The sequence below is a fragment of the Catellatospora chokoriensis genome (assembly GCF_011297315.1).
GTDB lineage: Bacteria > Actinomycetota > Actinomycetes > Mycobacteriales > Micromonosporaceae > Catellatospora > Catellatospora citrea.
The window spans coordinates 1-18,466 of record NZ_JAAOTI010000026.1 but is presented as its reverse complement, the minus strand read 5'-3'; the positions used below and the strand labels follow the sequence as shown (position 1 = coordinate 18,466).

Annotated in this window: 13 protein-coding genes; 3 read left to right on the top strand and 10 right to left on the bottom strand. The window is 69.7% G+C overall.

The window, feature by feature from the left end:
- Position 1 precedes the first annotated feature (1 nt).
- The gene (locus HAV39_RS31430; protein ID WP_191842807.1) at positions 2–2,689 is read left to right on the top strand and encodes a DUF6519 domain-containing protein; all 2,688 of its coding nucleotides are present in this window, start codon (positions 2–4) and stop codon (positions 2,687–2,689) included.
- 38 nt (positions 2,690–2,727) lie between these two features.
- On the opposite strand, the gene HAV39_RS31425 is transcribed toward HAV39_RS31430, so the two are convergent.
- From HAV39_RS31425 to HAV39_RS31400, 6 genes are read right to left on the bottom strand one after another with little or no spacing between them, the layout of a single operon-like run.
- A complete protein-coding gene (locus HAV39_RS31425) occupies positions 2,728–4,638 on the bottom strand; it encodes an ATP-binding protein (protein ID WP_191842806.1) in 1,911 nt (636 codons plus the stop codon).
- Positions 4,635–5,882, bottom strand: a complete 1,248-nt coding sequence (locus HAV39_RS31420) for a Pvc16 family protein (protein WP_191842805.1) — start codon at positions 5,880–5,882, stop codon at positions 4,635–4,637. Before HAV39_RS31420 ends, HAV39_RS31425 begins: the two co-directional genes overlap by 4 nt.
- Positions 5,879–7,120: a hypothetical protein gene (locus HAV39_RS31415; protein WP_191842804.1), complete on the bottom strand. Its 1,242-nt coding sequence runs from the start codon at positions 7,118–7,120 to the stop codon at positions 5,879–5,881. Before HAV39_RS31415 ends, HAV39_RS31420 begins: the two co-directional genes overlap by 4 nt.
- Positions 7,121–7,148: 28 nt before the next feature.
- A complete protein-coding gene (locus HAV39_RS31410; protein ID WP_191842803.1) occupies positions 7,149–7,883 on the bottom strand; it encodes a hypothetical protein in 735 nt (244 codons plus the stop codon).
- Positions 7,883–8,401 (bottom strand): phage tail protein, encoded by a 519-nt coding sequence (locus tag HAV39_RS31405; protein WP_191842802.1) that lies wholly within the window; start codon positions 8,399–8,401, stop codon positions 7,883–7,885. The genes HAV39_RS31410 and HAV39_RS31405 overlap by 1 nt, the downstream gene beginning before the upstream one ends.
- A 10-nt stretch (positions 8,402–8,411) precedes the next feature.
- Positions 8,412–9,932, bottom strand: a complete 1,521-nt coding sequence (locus tag HAV39_RS31400) for a phage tail sheath family protein (RefSeq protein ID WP_191842801.1) — start codon at positions 9,930–9,932, stop codon at positions 8,412–8,414.
- Positions 9,933–10,184: 252 nt separating this feature from the next.
- On the opposite strand from HAV39_RS31400, the gene HAV39_RS31395 reads away from it, so the two are divergent.
- Complete coding sequence (locus HAV39_RS31395) at positions 10,185–10,640, top strand: hypothetical protein (RefSeq protein WP_191842800.1); 456 nt, start codon at positions 10,185–10,187, stop codon at positions 10,638–10,640.
- 4 nt (positions 10,641–10,644) lie between these two features.
- Here HAV39_RS31395 and HAV39_RS31390 read toward each other — a convergent pair whose 3' ends face one another.
- From HAV39_RS31390 to HAV39_RS31375, 4 genes are all read right to left on the bottom strand, one after another.
- A complete protein-coding gene (locus HAV39_RS31390; RefSeq protein ID WP_191842799.1) occupies positions 10,645–11,421 on the bottom strand; it encodes an AfsR/SARP family transcriptional regulator in 777 nt (258 codons plus the stop codon).
- A 159-nt stretch (positions 11,422–11,580) separates the two neighbouring features.
- Positions 11,581–12,570, bottom strand: coding sequence for a hypothetical protein (locus HAV39_RS31385; RefSeq protein WP_191842798.1), 990 nt, complete (start codon positions 12,568–12,570; stop codon positions 11,581–11,583).
- Positions 12,571–12,584: 14 nt separating this feature from the next.
- Complete coding sequence (locus HAV39_RS31380) at positions 12,585–15,149, bottom strand: hypothetical protein (RefSeq protein WP_191842797.1); 2,565 nt, start codon at positions 15,147–15,149, stop codon at positions 12,585–12,587.
- A 318-nt stretch (positions 15,150–15,467) separates the two neighbouring features.
- Positions 15,468–16,004, bottom strand: a complete 537-nt coding sequence (locus HAV39_RS31375) for a hypothetical protein (RefSeq protein ID WP_191842796.1) — start codon at positions 16,002–16,004, stop codon at positions 15,468–15,470.
- Between the two features lie 442 nt (positions 16,005–16,446).
- Between HAV39_RS31375 and HAV39_RS31370 the strand changes: the two genes are divergently transcribed.
- Positions 16,447–18,216, top strand: coding sequence for an eCIS core domain-containing protein (locus HAV39_RS31370; RefSeq protein WP_203736301.1), 1,770 nt, complete (start codon positions 16,447–16,449; stop codon positions 18,214–18,216).
- Positions 18,217–18,466 lie beyond the last annotated feature (250 nt).

Below are 18,466 nucleotides of genomic sequence, written 5' to 3'. Positions count from 1 at the left end.
CATGCACGGCGACTTCTCTCGACTTCCCGCTGACCGCGGACACCGCGCGGTGCTCCTCCAGCAGGGCCGAGTGCTGCTGGACTCGGACTGGAACGCGCAAAGTGCGATCGTCGTCTACCAGGACGAGACCCGCACCCGCGACATCGTCGGCCGCTGCGGCGGCCCGGCCGACTCCGCAGGCTTCAAAATCGTGGCAGACGACGGCACCGCCGCTACCAACGTGCCATGGGCCAGGCTGTGCATCACACCCGGCCGTTACTACGTCGACGGCATCCTGGTCGAGGCCGCCGCACCCGACGCGCCGACCGCGGCCCTCGACGGGTTCGGCCAGCAACCCGTTGCCGCGAAGGCAGGATGGTTTCTGGCCGACCAGCCGCACCTTCGCACCATCGGCCAGAACCCCGGACTGCCGGAAGAGACGGACGGGCACTTCTACGCCGCATACCTCGACGTCTGGCACCACCACCTCACCGCCGAGCAGGATCACGCCCTGCGCGAGGTGGCGCTGGCCGGGCCGGACACCGGAACGCGGCTGATGACCGTGTGGCAGGTCAAACTTCACAAGCTGGACGCCGCGACGGTCTGCGCCGAGGCGCACGCCGCGCCCTGGCTCACCGATCAGCCCCGGACCATGTCAGCCTCGCTGCAACAGCCCGCGGAGGAGATCGACCCGTGCCGCATCAGCACCTCAGGTGGCTACCAGCGGCTGGAGAACCAGCTCTACCGCGTGCAGATCCATGACGGCACGAACTTCCTGTGGTCGCGGGAGAACGGCAGCGTCGTCGCCGGCCTGGTGGCGATCGAGGAAGGCCATGATGCCCAACATGCCCGCCTCGTCATCGATCGAGCAGGACGCGACGGGGAGCTGTCCATTCCCAAAAACGGTGTCGTCGAGGTGACCAGCCGCGACTGGGAGCTGCGCGGCAAGGCCGGCTTCCTCGCCACGGTGGAGACCCCCCAGGACCTGGTGCTGCCGGTTCGCTGGATCGACAAGCCGGCCGTTCCGCTGCCGGACCTCGGCCGCGCGCCCATCGTGCGCCGCTGGGAGGGGCCGCCCCGCGCGGCGGCGGGCACGGCGGAACTCGAAGCCGGTATCCAGGTCCAGTTCGGCGAGACGGGCACGCACCAGATCGGCGCCTACTGGGCGATCCCGGCCCGCGCGGTCAGCCACGCTTACGGAATCACCGGCATCAACGGCACGATCGAGTGGCCGAAGGGCGCCTCGGGGCCGCTGGCGCTGCCGCCGCACGGCCCGGCACATCACCGCACGCCGCTGGCGATCCTGGAACGCTCTCAAGGAGCCGGTCCGGTGACCTGGACGGTGCTGTCGGACTGCCGTCGGCTGTTTCCGTCATCCACACAGCTGACGACCCTGGATCTGGTCGGTGGCGACGGCCAGGAGTCACTGCGCGGGCAGGCCCTGCCTGCACCGGTGCGGGTGTGCGTACGAAACGGCGGCCGGCCGGTGGCGGCAGCCCGAATTCGGTTCAGCACCACCGACCAGGGAGCAGCGCTGGGCAGCACGCAACCGCCGACCGGCCCGCCCCAGCTGCCACCCCAGGCCACCGGTGTAGACGGCGTCGCAGCCGTGTTCTGGCGCCTCGACCCTGCCGGCAGCGCGACGCAGACACTACGAATCTGCCTGCTCGACGACCGTGACAACGAGCTGGCTCCACCGCTGACGGTCACCGGCAGGTTCAACCAGCCGACGCTGCGGCTGCTCGGTGGCGACGGGCAGCTGGCCGGCGCGAGGAACACGGTGCTGCCACAGTTCGTCCACGTGGTCGTCGACAGCCCGGACGGGCCCGTTTCCGGCGTGAAACTCGTGGCCGCGGCGGCGCCCGGAGCAGGTGCCGGCACCCTCGTCGCCGACGTCGTGAAGATGCCGCAACGCCCGCAGACGCTGACCGGCACCGGCGCCTCCACCGTCACCGCCACCACCGCCGGCAACGGATCGGCCAGCTTCTGGTGGCAACCCGGCTTCCCGAACACCGACACCGACGCTCTACAGATCCGCTTCGATGATTCCACCCTCAAGACTGCCCCGCTGCGCGTCACCGCTCAGCTGGCGGCCGCGGCGGCTGGGCTGCCTCAGGGCATGCACATCGAAGCGGTCCGGCTGCGCACCGGAACCCCCAAGCCGCTGCTCAACGACGCGGATGTGTCGGCGGCGGACCTGAAGACCGGCATCGACGTGCTGATCAGCGAGCGGGTCCGTGCAGACTCCGTCAACGGGAAGCCGGTCATGCGTGTCGTGATACAACTGCCGTGGCCCCTGTTCGACGACTTGACGGCCAAATGGAACAGCCCCGCAAAGTTGCTCGGAACGCAGTCGATGGAGCTGCGGGCGACGTGCGACGTCGAGGATGTGACCATCGACGGTAAGCAGAAGTCTCGGCTGCGATGGACACCGGATGCCCAGACCAAGCAGTGGTTGAAGGGCGATGGCGCGGACGTGGGCGGCCTGTGGACCACTTTGGCCAGCGGCAGCATCACCGCGGTTTCCGGCTGGTTCCTGCTCGACGGTTGGGCGGTGTTCTCACAGGATCCGGCCCTGCGTCCGCTCAACTGTCACGCTGTCGCCCTGCCTGACGATACCCGGCCCGGCCGCACGAGCCTCAAACTGCCGACCGACGACGCCGTTACCGGCGGGCAGTTCGTCCAGTGGTTCAAGCTGACGAAGTCGTAGGTTCGTGCGGCGGTTCCATTCGTTCAGGCCGGCTCCGTTCAGCCGGCGTCGTCGGGAACCCGGCCCGACTTGGCCAGCTCCCAGGTGATCGCCGTGGCGATGTGGTCGGCCGTCACCACCTCGGTGTCGGCGGCGGCCAGGTAGGCGGCGTTGCGGGCGATCGACGCGACGCCGCCGCCCGGCACATCCACGGCTGCCAGCTGTCCGGGGTCGATGTCGTGCCGTGGTGTGCGGTCGGGGAACGCCCCGCGCCACAGCACCAGCCGCGCGGCGTGATCGGGGTAGGGAAAGCTGACCACGAGGCCCAGCCGGCGCAGGAACGCCGGATCGAGTGCGGCACGGTTGTTGGTGGTCAGGATGGCCAATCCACGAAACGATTCCAGCCGCTGCAGCAGGTAGCCGACCTCCAGGTTGGCGTAGCGGTCGTGGCTGTCGCGCACCTGCGTACGCTTACCGAAGATCGTGTCGGCTTCGTCGAACAGCAGCACCACGGCGCCGTCGTCGGCGTCGGCGAACAGCCGCCGCAGATTCTTCTCGGTCTCCCCGATGTACTTGCTGACCAGTTGGCTGAGGTCCACGTGCACCAGGTCCACGTCGAGTTCCGTCGCGATGACCTCGGCGGCCAGTGTCTTGCCCGTGCCGCTGGGCCCGGCGAACAGCGCGGTCGTGGCCAGGCCACGGGTGGTGCGGGCGGCGAACCCCCACTCGTCGAGGACGGTGGCGCGGTGGCGGACCTGCGCGGCCAGCGCGTGCAGCTGGGTCAGCTGCGCCGCGGGCAGCACCAGATCGGCCCAGCCCGCCCGCGGCTGCAGCACCGCGGCCAGCCCGGCGAACGATCGGCGGGCGCGCAGCCGGCAAGCGTCCCAGATCGGCACGCCCGCGGCGACATCACCGGCAACCGCGTCCACGTCGGCGAGGGGAAGGTCGAAGGCACCCGCCGCGCCCGCCACCGCGGACGCGGCCTCATCGTGCGCACCCGCTGCCCGGGACAGGACGTCACGCCGCTCGGCCAGGGGCAGCCGCGGCACCGTCACGGGCACGACGTCGGATGCGACGCCGGTCCAGGCAGCGCAGTCCCCGGCGCCGAGCAGCACCATAGGCGTCGGAATGTCACACAGTCCGCGGACGACCCGGGCGACGTCGGCCGGCGCCATGTCTGCCACGTCCACCGCCCAAGCGCATCCGGCCAGAATGGTCTCGCGCTGCATCCGGCGCACCAGCCGCCGCCGCTCCAGCGCATCGCCGGGCAGGTCGGCCGCGGCAACAATCCGCAGCCGGAGACCGGCAGCGTCTGCGGCAGCGGCGGCGACGTCCTTGACGTTGGCCGGCTGCGGTCCCTCCAGCAGCACCAGGCGGTGCGCCGCCCAATGCGTGGCCACCAGCCGCACCGCCTGCTGCAGCGTGTCCGGCAGGTGCTCGCGGGCCGGCATCGGCTTGCTCAATGCCGCCAGGCACGGGTCGGTGCCGGTGAGGCCGGCCAGGTGATGCAGGATGGTCTCGTCGATGACCATGGGGCTGCGTGTGGGCGAATCGGGGTCGCTCAGGTGCACCAGCTGCCAGCTGCGCAGTGGTGCCTGGGGGGTCAGCGCGCTCCAGTGCGGCTGTTGCAGCAGCGACATCGCCGCGCCGAACGAGAGCCGCGGCGAGCCGGTGACCGCGTGCAGCTCCTCGGCGCACTGGGCGACCAGATCGGGCCCGGCCGCGAGAACGAGCACGTCGCGCTCGAACTCGGTCAGGCCCAGGCCGCTGACGAGATTCTCCAGCGCGCTGGCTGAGCTGAGCCGCGTGGCGACCTGGGCCAGCGCTGCCTGCGCCTGCGCCACCGAGGCCAGCGACGGGTCTTGTTGCTCGGCTGCGGCGCGTACGTGCGCGCGCAGCACGCCCAGGGCCGCGAACAGGTAGTCCCGGTTCGCGGTCAGCCAGCTGTCGGCGGCGCTGCTGTCGGTCATGGCGGTGGCAGGGTGAGGGCCGGTGCCGCGTACACCCCGTCGACGGTCTGCGGGACGCTGACCACGCCGTCGACCTGCACCTGGACCAGCCAGGTGCCGTCGGGCACCGCCGAGCGTGCGATGTTCACGACGTCTCGCGGCGCGGCGCCGGGTTCGGGCGCGTCCAGAGGTAATACGAGCAGCTGGTCGGCGCGGTCGGCACAGGCGCCGGCGATGCAGGACAGCTGCACGCTGGCCTGCTGACCTGCCCACAGCGGAGGACTGAGCCGCAGCCGGACATCTTCGTCGACCACCTCGACGGCTCGGAGGTGCGGCCGGATGAGGGCGGCGACGGTATTGGACGCCGCTGCGACCGGTTCCGGCCGGTGCGGCAGCGGCGCGTCCAGGTGGAGCACCTGAACGGTGTGCGCACCGGCGGGGACGTGACCCTCGACCGCGACGACGAGAGTGCCCTGCTCGGCGGGCTCCGCAGCGAGTCTTGCCGGCCCCACCTGAGCCACCGTTCGGGTGGCGTGCAGGTCGATGCCGCGCAGCCGCAGCGTCCGGCCGGTGCCGTCGGCGGCTTCGGCCGACAGCAGCCGCGGGCCGGGCGAGGACCGTACGTCCAACTCGCGGTGGCGCACCGGCAACGCCACGGACGGCATGTCGGGGGCCTCCAACACCACCACCGAGGCGACATACGCCACCGACAGCAGGTAGGACGCTTGGAAGTACACCGACCAGAGCTTGGACAACTCCTCCAGCGACAGCAGCGCGGGCGACAGTTTTACCGGCTCCGGTGCGTCGGCCAGGTCGGCATCGGCCAGGAACTCCAGGTCGCTGCCTGCGGTGCCATAGGCGCGCAGGGCACGTCGCACCAGCTTCGCGGCCAGCACGGGTGTCCTGGCCAGTTCGGTCACCGTGCGGGCGAGCAGTCGCTGGCTCTCCAGTTTCGCGTCGTCGCCGTAGCAGGTGATCAGGTAGTGCAGATCGAGCGTGGCGCACGGGCGGGCGGCCAGCGAGCCGTCGGCACGGCGGGTGGGCAGGTCCCGCCTGCCGTGGGCGTGGTTGTCGCCGATCTGGTAGAGGTAGATGTTGATCCCGGCCGATCCGTTCTCGGTATCGGTGCTGTCGTGCAGTCGGTCGGGTCGTAGTGTGGTCACCTTGGCGCCGCCGACCGGTCCGGGCAGCTCGCATGTCAACGCCCGGGTGAGCAGGAACCGGAGCGTCGAAGTCACCGCCGCGATGGACAGTACGTTGCTCATGCCCACTCCGAGGCACGGCGGGCCGCATAGGTGCCGAGCCGGTCGGCGGCCGACGGGCCGGCCGGCGGGCTGTGCGGCTGAGGTTCGGCACGCCGCGGTTCGGCCGGCCGCACCACCTCCACCCGTCCGATGTTCAGATGGACCCCGTCGCTGTCGTCGAGGCGGTGCTCCCCTGTGACGAGGCGCAGCCCGGCTGCCTCGTGCGGCTCCACGAGTCCGCGTTCGAGCAGCAGCGGGACGAGCTGTGATCTCAGCAGCCCCGGTATGTCCACCGCGGCGGGTGGTGGCGGGTGCGGGTCGTCGCCTGCTGGTGTGTCTGCCGACGGGCCCGGCTCATGCTGCCCGTCTCCGGCATGTGATGTGTCGACCCTGGTCGGCGGTGGGCCGGCAGGCGGAGGGAGCAGCGCCTTGGCGCGGTTTCGGGCCGGGCGGGCGGCTGCCCTGCCGGCGGCGCCCGTGCCGGCCGTGGCACCCGGCTGCGCAGGCCGCGCCGCGAGATGCGGTGTCACCGGCACGGACGGCTGCGGCTGCGCCGCTGTTGTCCCCGCGTCGACATCCGCAGGCTGCAGCGAGGGCTGCTCCCGCGCGATGGTGTCGCTCTGGTGGTCAGCGCCCGGTACGGGCAGCGCCGGCGCCGCTGAAGCGTGGACGTTCTCACCGGGCACGGGGTTCGCCGAGTGGCTGGGGATGGGCGCTGCCGACACGGCATGGTGCGGGGCTGCATCCAGCCGCCGCGGTGTAGTGCTATGAAGATCCGTCGACTCGGCCGGCCCTTCGGATGCTCGGACGACGTGCTTGACGTCGGTACTGCCGGCAGCCTCGGCCGGCGAATGCCGCGCGCGGGCATCGGCGGGGCGGGCAGCCCCGCCTGCATTCGGCTCTGGCGGCTGCGCTATCGCACCACGCTCGGATTCGGGCTCGTCAGGCACCACCTTCGGGCGGATCGGCGCTGCCGCCGCCGGCCAGGTTGCCGAGAGGGGCGGATCGAGGGCGGCTTCGTCGCCGCTCGGTCGAGCACCCGCCGTGCCGAACCGGTCGGGCGTCAGCGTCTCGGCGGGCGCCTCGGCCATCGGGACGCGGTCAAGCGGCACATGCTCGGGTGGTTCGCCGGCCGGCTCGTCGGACGGCCAGCCGACGGTCGGTTCCTCCGGCTCGAAGCGGGAGCTGACCCGCAGCGAGAGGGCGCACGGCTCCGATCCCCTCGCCCGCGCTGCTATCCGGGCCAGAAAGGTGTCCATCGTTCGCCCCTGCTCTCACCTCGGCGTCTCATGAACCCACCAGCGCCAGGTAGGACCTCCTGCGTCTGGCCGACATCGCCAGCACCGAATCCTCGCTCCAGCCGTAGGCGCCGGCGAGGGTGGCCACTTCGCTCAGCAGCCGCGGCGCGGCCGCATCTATCCGCTGCCACAGCAGCGCGGCGACGTCGACGCCGGCACGGATGTCGCTGCCGCAGGCCGGGCAGTTCATGCTGAGCGTCACCGCCGCGGCCCCGGCCAGTTGCCGGGCCGCCGTGTCGACCAGAGCCAGATCGCCATCGCCCAGCTGATCAGGCGTCACGGGACGGCCGTCGGGCCAACTGGCACAGGCCGATACGAGCGCCGGCACGGCTTGCTGCTCCGGCAGGCCGCGCACAGCCAGCAGGTCGCGCACGGTCAGCGCAGACACAACAAGCTCGCCCGCGCCTGTCCTGACGCCAAGCGGTGCCACGTCCCTCGTGGGCTGGGCGCCGCTGATCCCGGCCTCGCTCAGGTCGATCTGCGCTTCCAGCAGCTCACCGCATTCAGGACAGGGCACCAGGCCGGCCACGGCGGGGCCGAACATGTCGGCGTAGACCTCGGCGGCCAGGGCCGCCACGTCGCCCAGTGGCAGGTCGAGGACGTCGGCGACGTCGGCGGCCGCACCTGCGTGGTGCACGAGCACCGCGCCTCGCGCCGCCGGTGGCGACCCCGCTGCCGCCTCCCAGCCGCGCAGCAGGCTACGAGCGTCGAGCATGGCTGCCACTACTCCGGGTAGGAGAGCTCTTGGGGCTCGGCGACCGCGAAGTCCCGTTCCCAGCCTTCGTTCTCCAGCTTGATCGACTGGATGGCCACGGCATTGGCGTTGGCGTCGAGGTCTGGCAGCGCCTGGTACTCCGACACCCAGCACCGGTACACCTTGTAGGCGATGGCCAGCTGACCGGCCTCGTTGTAGACCTCGATGATCACGTCCTTGCGGAAGTCCTTGAGCGAGATCTCGCTGCCCAGCCCAGAACCCCAGTTCCAGACCTTGCTGGCCCATTGTTCGAAGTCTGCGTCGTGGGTCACGCCGCGTTCCAGGACGATCGCGTCGTATTCCGAGCGTCCCGGAGATTTGCGGCTGCTGCTGGGGTCACCACCGTGCCGGTGGCGCACCACCTCAGTCGACCGTTTGAGCGCGCCGACCTTGCTGATGCCGGCCACGTGGCGGCCGTCCCAGCGGACCCGGAACTTGAAGTTCTTGTACGGGTCGAAGCGGGTCGGGTTGACGGTGAACTCGGCCATCGCCGTCCTCCTACGTGGTGGCTGCCGATGTCTTCTGCTGGATGCCGATCACGACGAACTCCGCCGGCTTGAGCGGCGCGAACCCGACCATGATGTTGACCACGCCACGGTCGATGTCGTACTGCGTCGTGGTTTCGGCGTCACACTTGACGAAATAGGCGTCGCGCGGGCTGCTGCCCTGGAACGCGCCCTGCCGGAACAGGTCCTGCATGAACGCCCCCACCGACAGTCGGATCTGACCCCACAGGGGTGCGTCGTTGGGTTCGAACACCACCCACTGGGTGCCCCGGTAGAGGCTGCCTTTCAGGAACAGCGCCAGCCGCCGGACCGGGACGTAGCGGTATTCGTCGGCCAGGCTGTCGGCGCCACGCAGCGTCCGCGCTCCCCACACGACGCTTCCGGCATCGCGGAAACTCCGCAGGCAGTTGAGCCCTCGCGGGTTCAGCCGACCGTTCTGCTCGTCCGTCAGGGGCACCGACAGCCCGCTCACTCCGAGCAGGCCGGCGTCGATACCCGCCGGCGCTTTCCACACGCCGCGGGTGGCGTCGGTACGCGCCATGACGCCGGCTACCGCACCGCAGCCCACGAACTGCCCCACGGCACCGCCGCGTTCGGGGTCGGCCTGGCGCAACCGGGGAAAGTAGAGCGCGGCGTTGCGCATCTGCACGCCCGCCAGACCGGCGGTGTCGGTGACCCACGTCGGCAGGGTCTCGATCGTTGCCAGTGCCGGCGGATCGACCAGGAGCATCGCGTCGCGATCGGTGCACAGTGCCAGTGCCTCGGACCAGATCTCGGCCGGCACGTCGCCCTGTGGGCTCGAGGGCGGCAGGCACAGCAGGTTGAACAGGTCGACCTGCCGCAAAGCGTCGATGCCAGGCCCGGACTCATTTGCCCGGTAGTCGTCGGCCTGCAGTTCGGATCCGTCATCGCCGAAGTCGGGTGTGGCGACCTCGTAGACGGCCTCGCCCGGCCGGTCGTCGGGCAGTTCGCCGCTGACGCGGACGAGGCGCGATCCTTCCAGGACCAGATCGATCCGCCGCGGGCCGTCGCTGACGGTGACGTTGTTGAACTGCTCGAGGGCACGCGGCTCGGCCTGCGGCCCCTCCCACACGGTCAGGTCGAAGTACGACCCGGCCGCCTCCCCCAGCTCGGCCGAGTCGGCCGATCCGGGATGGGTGACCTTGACCTTGATGTCGTTGCCCCAGCTTCCCGGCCCGTACGCTTGCAGCGGTAGCCCTCCGGCGTTGAGCGTGGCAGTGAGCGCACCCCCGTCCAGCCGGACGATCTGTGCGGCGCTTCCGCCGTTGCGGAAGTAGTCCCGCACCGCGTAGCCCAGGCCGCTCTCGAGCCACAGCCCGCCGAAGGTCTGCTCGTACTCCGACCAGCTGCCTACAGCCACTGCCACCCCGGTCGGCCCCCGCCTGGCACGGCCCACAAACGCGGTGATCGACGTGCCGACCCCGGTGATGGTCCGGCTGCCACTGGCAAGTTCGGTGACATGCACACCCGGATACGTCAGCGTCAACGCCATGACGGCTCCCTCCCTCGATACGGGGCACCTGCCGACCACGATGCCGGGTAGGTGTCACCGCCCCGTCACCACTCCGTCAGCACCCTGAACGCGCCGGCAGGCGCTGAGTCGGCGACGGTGAGCAGCCACCCATCCGCTTGCCTGCAGGCAGGCGCTGCGCGTGACAGCGTGGTGACGTCCGGCTGACGACCGCTGCGCAGGATGGAAGCGCGCTGACACCAGATGGTGTGGCACCGCATCCGGGAGGTCACGATGGTCGACATTTCGCTGAAGTCGTCCGTGCAGGTACGCGGCGGCCCCATGTTCGCCATGGCGGCGACCATGGAGCCGACCTCATACACGCTCGCCACCGTGAACGTCGCCAAGAACACCAGCAAGGAGGTACCGCTGCTGGCGAACGAGGGCGTCCCGATGCTGTTGGCCATCCGGGCATACGACGCCGAGGGCAAGAAGGCCACCATCGGGGTCACCCCGAAGAAGGACGGTCAATCAGGTAAGAAACTGAACGTCGTCGGCAATCTCCTGCTGGCGCACTCCGGGGCGCTGGACGCGCTCGTCACCGGCGGGCCGCGGTCGGTGACCGTGGAGAACGCCGGCGACAAGCCCGTCGTCGTGGAGATCCTCGCCGGCCTGGCTCCGGCCCCGGACACCGGCCCGGACCCGGGGCCGGGCCCAGGCCCTGACCCAGGTCCAGGCCGCACCCGATAGCCGGCTATGACGACGACCTGTACACCAGGCGTTCCAGGTCAGCGGTCGGAGTCAGTCCGAGCTCGTCGGCAAGCTGCAGGCGAAACGCCTGAAAGTGCCGCATCGCCTCGGCGACGTTCGACTCGGCCAGAAACGCCTCTATCAACACGCGCGTGGCGCTCTCTCGCAGCGGGTCCATCCTGACCGCCGCCAATCCCGCCTCCACCGCCTCACCATGGCGACGCTGGGCGGTCAGCCGCACGGCCAGCGCCTCCAGGGCATGCAACTGCAACTGGCGCAACCGCTCCCGCTCGAAGATCACCCAGTCGTCGTACCAGCCTGGCAGCAGCTCACCGACCAGCACACACGACGGCGAGGGAAGCGCAGCAGCGTCCGGGCGGTCTGCGGCCCGCCGGTGACCTCCCTCTACCAGCCGCCACGCCAGCGTCTGGAAGTTCGCGACGTCAGTGTCCACCGCGGGGCCGATGGCCAGGGTGTCCCGGCCGGACAGCAGACCGGGGGCGATCCGGTGCAACCGCCACAGCAGCGTGCGCAGCCTGGCCTGAGCCTTGTCCTCCAAGGTTTCCGGCCAGAGGGTGCCGACGATCTCCGCACGGCTGCGCCGGCCGCGGATGCACAGGAAGGCGATCAGCCGCCCCGCGGCCGGCTGCTGCGTGACCGGACAGCCGTGGTGCTCCATGTGGAAGCCCTCGAACAGCCGCAACCTGAAGTCGGGACGGGCGCCCGAGCCTTCGCCCTGGCCGCCGACGTCCGTCTCGACGGTGGAAACACTACGTGGCATCAGCTGGCTCCTGGGTGGTACCGCAACCGGGCGAAGGGCGGCCGGTTCAGCACTGAGGCCACACCCTGATCACTAATTCGCGTCACCATGACCATCGGCAGCCGCCGGGACGACACCGCGAACTGCCCGCTCGTCTCGGCGGCTTCCCACGACCGGCCGCTAGCCTGCATGGACGGGCTGCTCGCTCAGCTCGACGGGTGCGGTGTACACCTGGTGTGTCGTCATGGACCGGAAAATGATCGAGCGCCATGGCGGCTGCCAGACCGGTAGCCCGTTGTGCGGCACCGGAGCGGCGACGACGGTGAAGTCCAGCGCCACCGAGGTCGTGCGGTGTTGCAGGGTCACGGTGTGCACGCCGATCCCGAGATCGGCCGCGGTGGCCGCTGGTCCCATTCCCATGACGTCGTCGTCGACGATCCAGACGAGCTCGCTGGCCTCACCGTCGCCATCGAGGTGACCGGCCAAGCTCACGCGAACTCCCTTGGGTATCCGCGCCCCGGCCGGCGGGGAAGTGATCACCGGCACTCCCGCCTGCGGCGGCAGGAACAGGCCGCCCTGTGTCGTGGTCGCCTCGCGGACACCGTCGAAGTAGCTCACCTCGAGTCGGCACCCCTCACCGCCGGGTAGCCTCGTCAGGTCGAGGTCGAGGATCGCGGGTTCACCCGCGCTGAGGTTGACCATTCCGACCGGCACGGGGGGCCGGCCCGGCGGCGACCACGTGCCGACCAGGTACGCACCGAAGCCAGGCTCGGGTCCGTCGATCTGCACGGGGACCCGGACGTGCCGGCGCGGCAGTCGCGGCCCCAGCGGCTCGACCAGACGGACGGCTGCCGGCTTGGGAACCGTACGACGCAGCACGTCCCTGCCACAGTCGCGGACTGCGACCGACGCGGTGCCCCCCGGCAGTGCCAGGACGGCGCTGAAGTTCTGAACGGGCCTCACGCCGCAGGCCGGGGCGGACAGCGTCAGGACGCCCGGGGCACGTGCGAGTGTGTGGCCGCTGTGGTCCAAGGCGGCGGCCCCCCAGCCCGCCTCGCCATCAGGATCCGGAACACCCGGCGGCGGCTTTTCCGGCTCGGCAGAACTCCACCAGCCGGTCGTGAACGCGCCGCCGCAGTCGACTCTGCCCGTCACACGTACGTACTGCATGGGCATTCCTCTCGCTACGGTCCTACCTTGAGGAAGATGCGTCGCCAGCGTTCCGGCGTCATCCAGCTCTTGCCCCAGCAGAACGTCATGACGTCGATGCCATTGGGCACCGTCTTGTTGCTGTACGTGTCCCAGCCGGTGACGACGAGCTTGCCTTCATCGGGGAACGACGACGGCTCTTCCGGGTTGTGCGCGGCACCGCACAACCCGAGGTCGCGCTGGTCGAACATGTGTCCGATGCCGTGGGCGGCGAGCGCGGCGCTGGCTTCCGTGGAGCCGGTCCACGGCTGCGAGCCCTGGTTGACGACCGAACCGACCCCGGGAGGGCCGACGACCAGCCAGATCTCGTTGCGCCAGTCCGCCGTCGGCGTCCCTCCACGTTCCTGGATCATGTCGGCGATGTAGTCGGAGCTGGGGCGCGCCGGATCGTTGTCGAGCACCACGATCTCCGGATCGGGGATCGGGAGCATCGCCACAGCGGCACGGATGGCCGCCACCGCTTCCTGGGTCGTGGGTGTCGGCTGGTCGTCAGCAGTGTGCCGTCGGTATCGGATGCGCACCCGCCGCCGGTGGTGGAACTTCGCCACCCTGCTCGCGGCGACCGTCCAGGACTGCTTCGGCGCGGAGGCGACCACCGTCGCCTCGAGTGTCACCTCCGACTTGCACCAGTCGGCGGGCATCACCACGTTGAAGGTCGCCGGCAGATTGCCCTGGGCGACCCACTGCTGATAGTGCTCGACCGAAGAGAAAGGCGGGCCCGACGGCAGGGTGATGCTGGTCATCGGCGGATCCTGCGCGGTGGAGGTCCCGGGCAGCAACGTTCCCGACAGGGACGGATGACCGTGATTGATCACCCGAAGCGTGGCCACCGCCGACAGTTGCTCGCCGACGGGCACCTGCGCGACGGCCGGCCACCAGTCGATACGGACGACCGTGCGCTTCTCGGCCACCAGCGGGATCGACCGGCCGGTGGCCGGAGACAGTGCCTCCGCGCCACCGGGGTTCACAAGATCGACGTCACCGCCCGGCAACGATTGCAGCACCGTGATCGTCGGCCCCTGCTGCAAAGCCGCACCGGTGACCACCAACCGCAGCGGCACGCTGCGTTTCCCGCAAACGGTGTTGCCGGCCTCGACGGTGAACTGCAGGATACTGGGCTGCGACGGTGCGAGCAGCCGGACCTGGCCCTCGCGTCCTGCCACGCCCTCGGCAGGATGCCCGGCGGCCTGCAGAACCTGCGTACTGACCGCGTCCACCGCCTTCAGCGCGCCGGTCACGGAGTTCGCCGACTTCCACACGATCCAGAACTCTTGGCCGGCTTGCAGGTGCAGGGCGGTATCGCTCCACGCGGGCACTGCTGTTCCGGACAGATTACGGGTTACGGCCGCCGTGATCAGCGGCAGGCCGAGGTCGACCTTCGCGGCCGGCGTCGGAGTCGGAGTCGAGGCATACGGCGGCCAGGCCAGCGGCCGTTGCGGTGGCCCCCAGCCCGGGCACCCTGCCGCACGCATCGCCTTGATGATCTGGTCGTTGGCGATATTGGCCCACCGGTTGAAGGCTTGGATGTAGTCGAGATCGGCGAATGCCACCGTACCGCCCACGGAACCGGGCGGCAGCTCGGCGTTCACCAGCGTGTTCGACCAGCTGAGAACCTTCGCCACGCGGTAGCGGACGCTGCCCGTGGTCCGGTCCCACCAGGGGGCTATCACCGACAGACCCGGTGGCCTGACCGACCCGAATCCGCTGCCGTGAATGGCCACCTTCGGCTGGTCGGCGCAGGGATCGTTGGTCACCACCGAGGTGATGCCCGTCGTGGACATCACCACATTGGGTTCTGGCGGCGGTGGATTGCTGTCCAGGATATTTTCGGTCGTCTCCCCGAGCAGCCTTATGCACTCGAGCGACGGCCGACCGAGAAGGTTGATGCGCTCAGACAGTTGTGACAACGACGCCCAAGCCGCGGATCCCACAGCGAACTCGTCCCGAGCACCGTCGAACTCGGTTCCGGCGGCGCCGTCATCAGACGGGCGAGCCGAGATGGACCGACCAGGAGCGTCAGCTTCGGCGTTGTGATCAGCGGCGCCATCTCCGAGCTGGTCGAGCAATTGCGTCTCGGCCGCAGTGGCCACGTTCGACAGCGCACCGACCACCAGCGCGCCCTGCATACCGGTGAGACGGGCGGCCACCCCCAGAACGAGGTTGACTCCGCAGCTGTCGACCAGCCCGTTGCCGTCGGATTCGGCTCCACAGCACGGGTCGTGCCGTGGGCCGCCGGGTTCTGCTTCCGCAGCTGCGTGAGTCTCGGCATCCGCATCGCGCTGGTACGTGAAAGCCTCGGAGCCGACAAGCCACGGTGCTTCAGCGAGCAGCGTTCCGATGCTCTGCCGGAAAGCCTCCTCAGCCTCCGGGGCACCCCGGTGGACTTCGCGCGCCTGGGCGCCAAGCCGGTCCAACATTCGGTGCGCGACCAGGTCAGGATGCTCCAACAACGAGTCCGGGCTGAACCCACCGGCGGTGGTCCACCGCACGGCCGGATCCCAGCGGACGGGCCATGTCCACGATTGGTCGATGTCCGCCATGATGCCCCTTCCATTTCGGAGTTCAGGAACATCGTATTTCGGATTAGTCCGGTATGCGCCGTCTCTAGCAAAAAACCGCAGCTCAGGTCATATCGTCCGACGCGAAGTGCCATCGGCACCGCGTACGGGCCGGCAGTGAACCAGGACGGATCAAGGCCAGTCATCGCCCCCACGCCTCAAGCGCCCGGTTCACGACCCCGCGTAGGCCGCAGGAAGGCAAGGGCCGTCTCCAGGCCCGCTCGGCTTCCTGAGTGCACACCTCACCGGCTGCCAACTTGCGGGAACGCAACGCACCCTCCGCCGGCTCGCCAGGGTGCTTCATCGCCGAGGCGGCGGAAGCGGGAAGATCGCCCGCACGGCGAACGGGAACACTCCTCGGCCGAACATGCGCCCTGCGGCGTAGTTGTCCAGTTGCATGAGGCAGATGTTGCCGAGGTACACCGACTCCTCGAGCGGCGCCGGAAGGGCGAGTTCGAAATCCAGCCTCTTGATGCCGGGCGGAAGCGGAAACTTGTGCGGGTCGCCTTCGGCGAGGCCCGGGTATTCCGGCCGGGTGAGTCTCGGGAAGCGGCTGTCGACATTCGCCAAGAAAGTGTCGACACCGGAATCGATGTTGCCGGAGCCGACCCATACATGGACGAACACCTTGGGAGTCGGGTATTCCACCGAGTCGTGGATGAACAGCCGCAGATCGAGCTTACCGCCGGGTGGTGCGCCCTTCCTCCAGCCGTACATCGTGAGAAAAGGATCCGTGGACGTCGCGAGACGCCGCTCCACCTCGTCCGCGGGCATTGCCGAAAAGTTTTCGTCGTTGGCGAGGGCGTCCTTGCGCTCCCGCTCGATGAGATCCAGCACGCTCTCGGCATCGTGACTGGCTTTCGTGGTCGTTCTCCCCATTGCCGTCAGCCTTCTTCCGATCGTTCCACATCGAAACCCGAAGCCAATCGCCGCGGCGAGGGCTCGAGACGAGCGTAGCGGGGCTACTACCTGCACATATGGGGAAACAACGGTGGCCTCGCGCGCCCCCACACCGGGATGTGCAGGAAATCTGGGCGAAAACGATGAACAACCGCGTTGGGGACGCGACGTGGAGCTGTGAACAACGGCGTCAGGCCGTGGGAGACCGTGGGACAATGATCATATGTTCGGCGAAGGGGGGCACATGGCCGAACACGCGGAGCGCCCAGTACACCGCCCTCCCGCCACCTGGCGGAGCAAGCGCCAGCGAGCGGAGAGCGAGCCGTGTTGCGCACGCGTGCCGTCGAGCGCGTCGCGCGACCAGGCGACGGGGTCGACGATGGACAGCCCGTTCGCGTACGACTTCAGCCGCGTCCGGATTCAGGATGGCACGGCGGCTTCGGAGCGCTCGGCGGGTCGGGCGTTCGAGGTGAGTCAACCGGACGATCACGCAGAGCGGGCCGCCGAGGCCGCAGCGGAGGCCGTCACGGCAGCCACGACCGCTGCGGTGAGGCCCGATCGCCTCCAGCGCACACCGATGCGGCCCGGCTCTACGGCGGCCGGCGCGCCGGCCGGGGTCAGCGCGGGCCTGGCGTCGCATGGGGCACCGCTGGACGCGATCATCCGCGATGAGATGGAGAGCAAGTTCGGCTTCGACTTCGGCCAGGTGCGTGTGCACACCGATTCCACCGCGGCCCGTTCTGCCGCTGCCGTCAGTGCACGCGCCTACACGGTCGGCCGCGACGTGGTCTTCGGGGCCGACCAGTACGCCCCGCAGACCGCCAGCGGGCAGCGGCTCCTCGCACACGAACTGGCCCACACGGTCCAACAGGCTGACGGCCCACCGCGGCTGAACCGCGACGTCGACCCGGCTGCCCTGGAACAGTGTGTCGCCGAGCTCGGTGGCAGCCCGTCCTACCGCGATGGCGGCATAGCCCAGCCCGAGGAGCTGGAGCGCTACCGGAAGGAGTGCCAGCGGCGCCTCGCGCCGGTCGCGCCTGCCATCTCGGCGATCGACAACCTGCTCCAGGCCTGGGAGTACGCCAAGCCCCAGCTCAAGCCCGAAGTGGTCAAGGAGGTCGAGAACCTCTTCACACGGCAGTCGATCGCAGCAATGGCCGCGTTCGCCGCGCTCTATGCGGGGGCGCAGTTCACCCCGGTCGGCTGGATCGCGGATGCGTTCGCCCTTACCCTGCTCACCCTCACGGTGATCGTCGTGGGCGCCGCCGCCTGGGACATCCTCAAAGAACTCTCGACATTCCTGTCCGTTGTCAACGCCACGACGGACGACGAGAGGCGCGAGGCAGGGAACGCGCTTGCCCGGGCCCTCGCCAAGGGCGGCGTGGCCATCTTCGTCGCCCTGGTGGCCCACACCTACAAGGGCGTGGCCCGCCCCGGCCCGCCGACGCAGACCGCAGTCGTCGAAGTGGTCGCCGTGAACGGGGCACGGATACGGACCGCGGTGACCGTCGGCGAGGCGGTGGAGGCATCCCGCGCGCAGAAGATCGCCTCGTACGCGATGACCGTGCCACCGCCGGGCGGTCACGAGCCGTCGTCGCCGCAGCAGTCGTCCAGCGGGGGCGGGTCCGGGGGCAAGGAACCGGCCGGGCGTGAACCTGCCTCACCCGAGGGCGGCCCAGGACGCGTACCCGGCGGGTTCTCGCTCGGGCGCGTCGGCTACGGCGAAGGCCCCATGAGCCGGCTGGCCCAGCGGCTGCGCCTGGCGCAGGGGTTGCGCCGGGGCGGCAACGTCGCCGTATTCGAGTTCGACAACCTCCCGCAGGGTTTCCAGAAGATGCTGACCAACCTGGGCGGAAGGAATGTCAGTATCGAGGGCAACCGCGTCGCCTTCCAGAACGTGGCCGGTGCGGCTCATTCGGAGCAGCTGGCCCATCAGCTCATCACGCAGGGTCGCAAGGCCGGATACACACTGACCGTGCGTCGGATCTACACCGAGTACAACCCCTGCTCGCAGTCATGCCTTCCGTTGGTTCGGCGTCAGTACCCGTCGGCAGAGGTGTCCTACTCGTTCCTCTGGGAGCTCTGGGGCCGGGAGACCCCGGACCGCAACGCCGCAGTGGAGCGTTTGTTCGAGTCGAACCAGCGGTGAGGAGCGTCGGCGCCGGGAGTTCTCGGACCGCAACGCCGCCGTGGAGCGGCTGTTCAAAGCCGGGCTGTCTTCGCCCCACGAGACGCACCTGCCAGGGACCTGCAGTCAGCTCGGCCGTTCGAGGTCCTTGGTGTCTTTGGCCTGTTGTGCCTGGTGGCGCAGTAGTTCGCCGGGGGCGCCGTTCGTGCCGCCCGGCTCTTCGGTCAGCGCGCTGCTGGACAGGTCGGGTCTCAGTTCGGGTCCGATGAAG

Bases quoted from the DNA above. Each gene is read 5' to 3' on its own strand.
- HAV39_RS31430 (WP_191842807.1), top strand. From the start codon at position 2: ATGCACGGCGACTTCTCTCGACTTCCCGCTGACCGCGGACACCGCGCG.
- HAV39_RS31425 (WP_191842806.1), bottom strand. From the start codon at position 4,638: ATGACCGACAGCAGCGCCGCCGACAGCTGGCTGACCGCGAACCGGGAC.
- HAV39_RS31420 (WP_191842805.1), bottom strand. From the start codon at position 5,882: ATGAGCAACGTACTGTCCATCGCGGCGGTGACTTCGACGCTCCGGTTC.
- HAV39_RS31415 (WP_191842804.1), bottom strand. From the start codon at position 7,120: ATGGACACCTTTCTGGCCCGGATAGCAGCGCGGGCGAGGGGATCGGAG.
- HAV39_RS31405 (WP_191842802.1), bottom strand. From the start codon at position 8,401: ATGGCCGAGTTCACCGTCAACCCGACCCGCTTCGACCCGTACAAGAAC.
- HAV39_RS31400 (WP_191842801.1), bottom strand. From the start codon at position 9,932: ATGGCGTTGACGCTGACGTATCCGGGTGTGCATGTCACCGAACTTGCC.
- HAV39_RS31395 (WP_191842800.1), top strand. From the start codon at position 10,185: ATGGTCGACATTTCGCTGAAGTCGTCCGTGCAGGTACGCGGCGGCCCC.
- HAV39_RS31390 (WP_191842799.1), bottom strand. From the start codon at position 11,421: ATGCCACGTAGTGTTTCCACCGTCGAGACGGACGTCGGCGGCCAGGGC.
- HAV39_RS31385 (WP_191842798.1), bottom strand. From the start codon at position 12,570: ATGCAGTACGTACGTGTGACGGGCAGAGTCGACTGCGGCGGCGCGTTC.
- HAV39_RS31380 (WP_191842797.1), bottom strand. From the start codon at position 15,149: ATGGCGGACATCGACCAATCGTGGACATGGCCCGTCCGCTGGGATCCG.
- HAV39_RS31370 (WP_203736301.1), top strand. From the start codon at position 16,447: ATGGACAGCCCGTTCGCGTACGACTTCAGCCGCGTCCGGATTCAGGAT.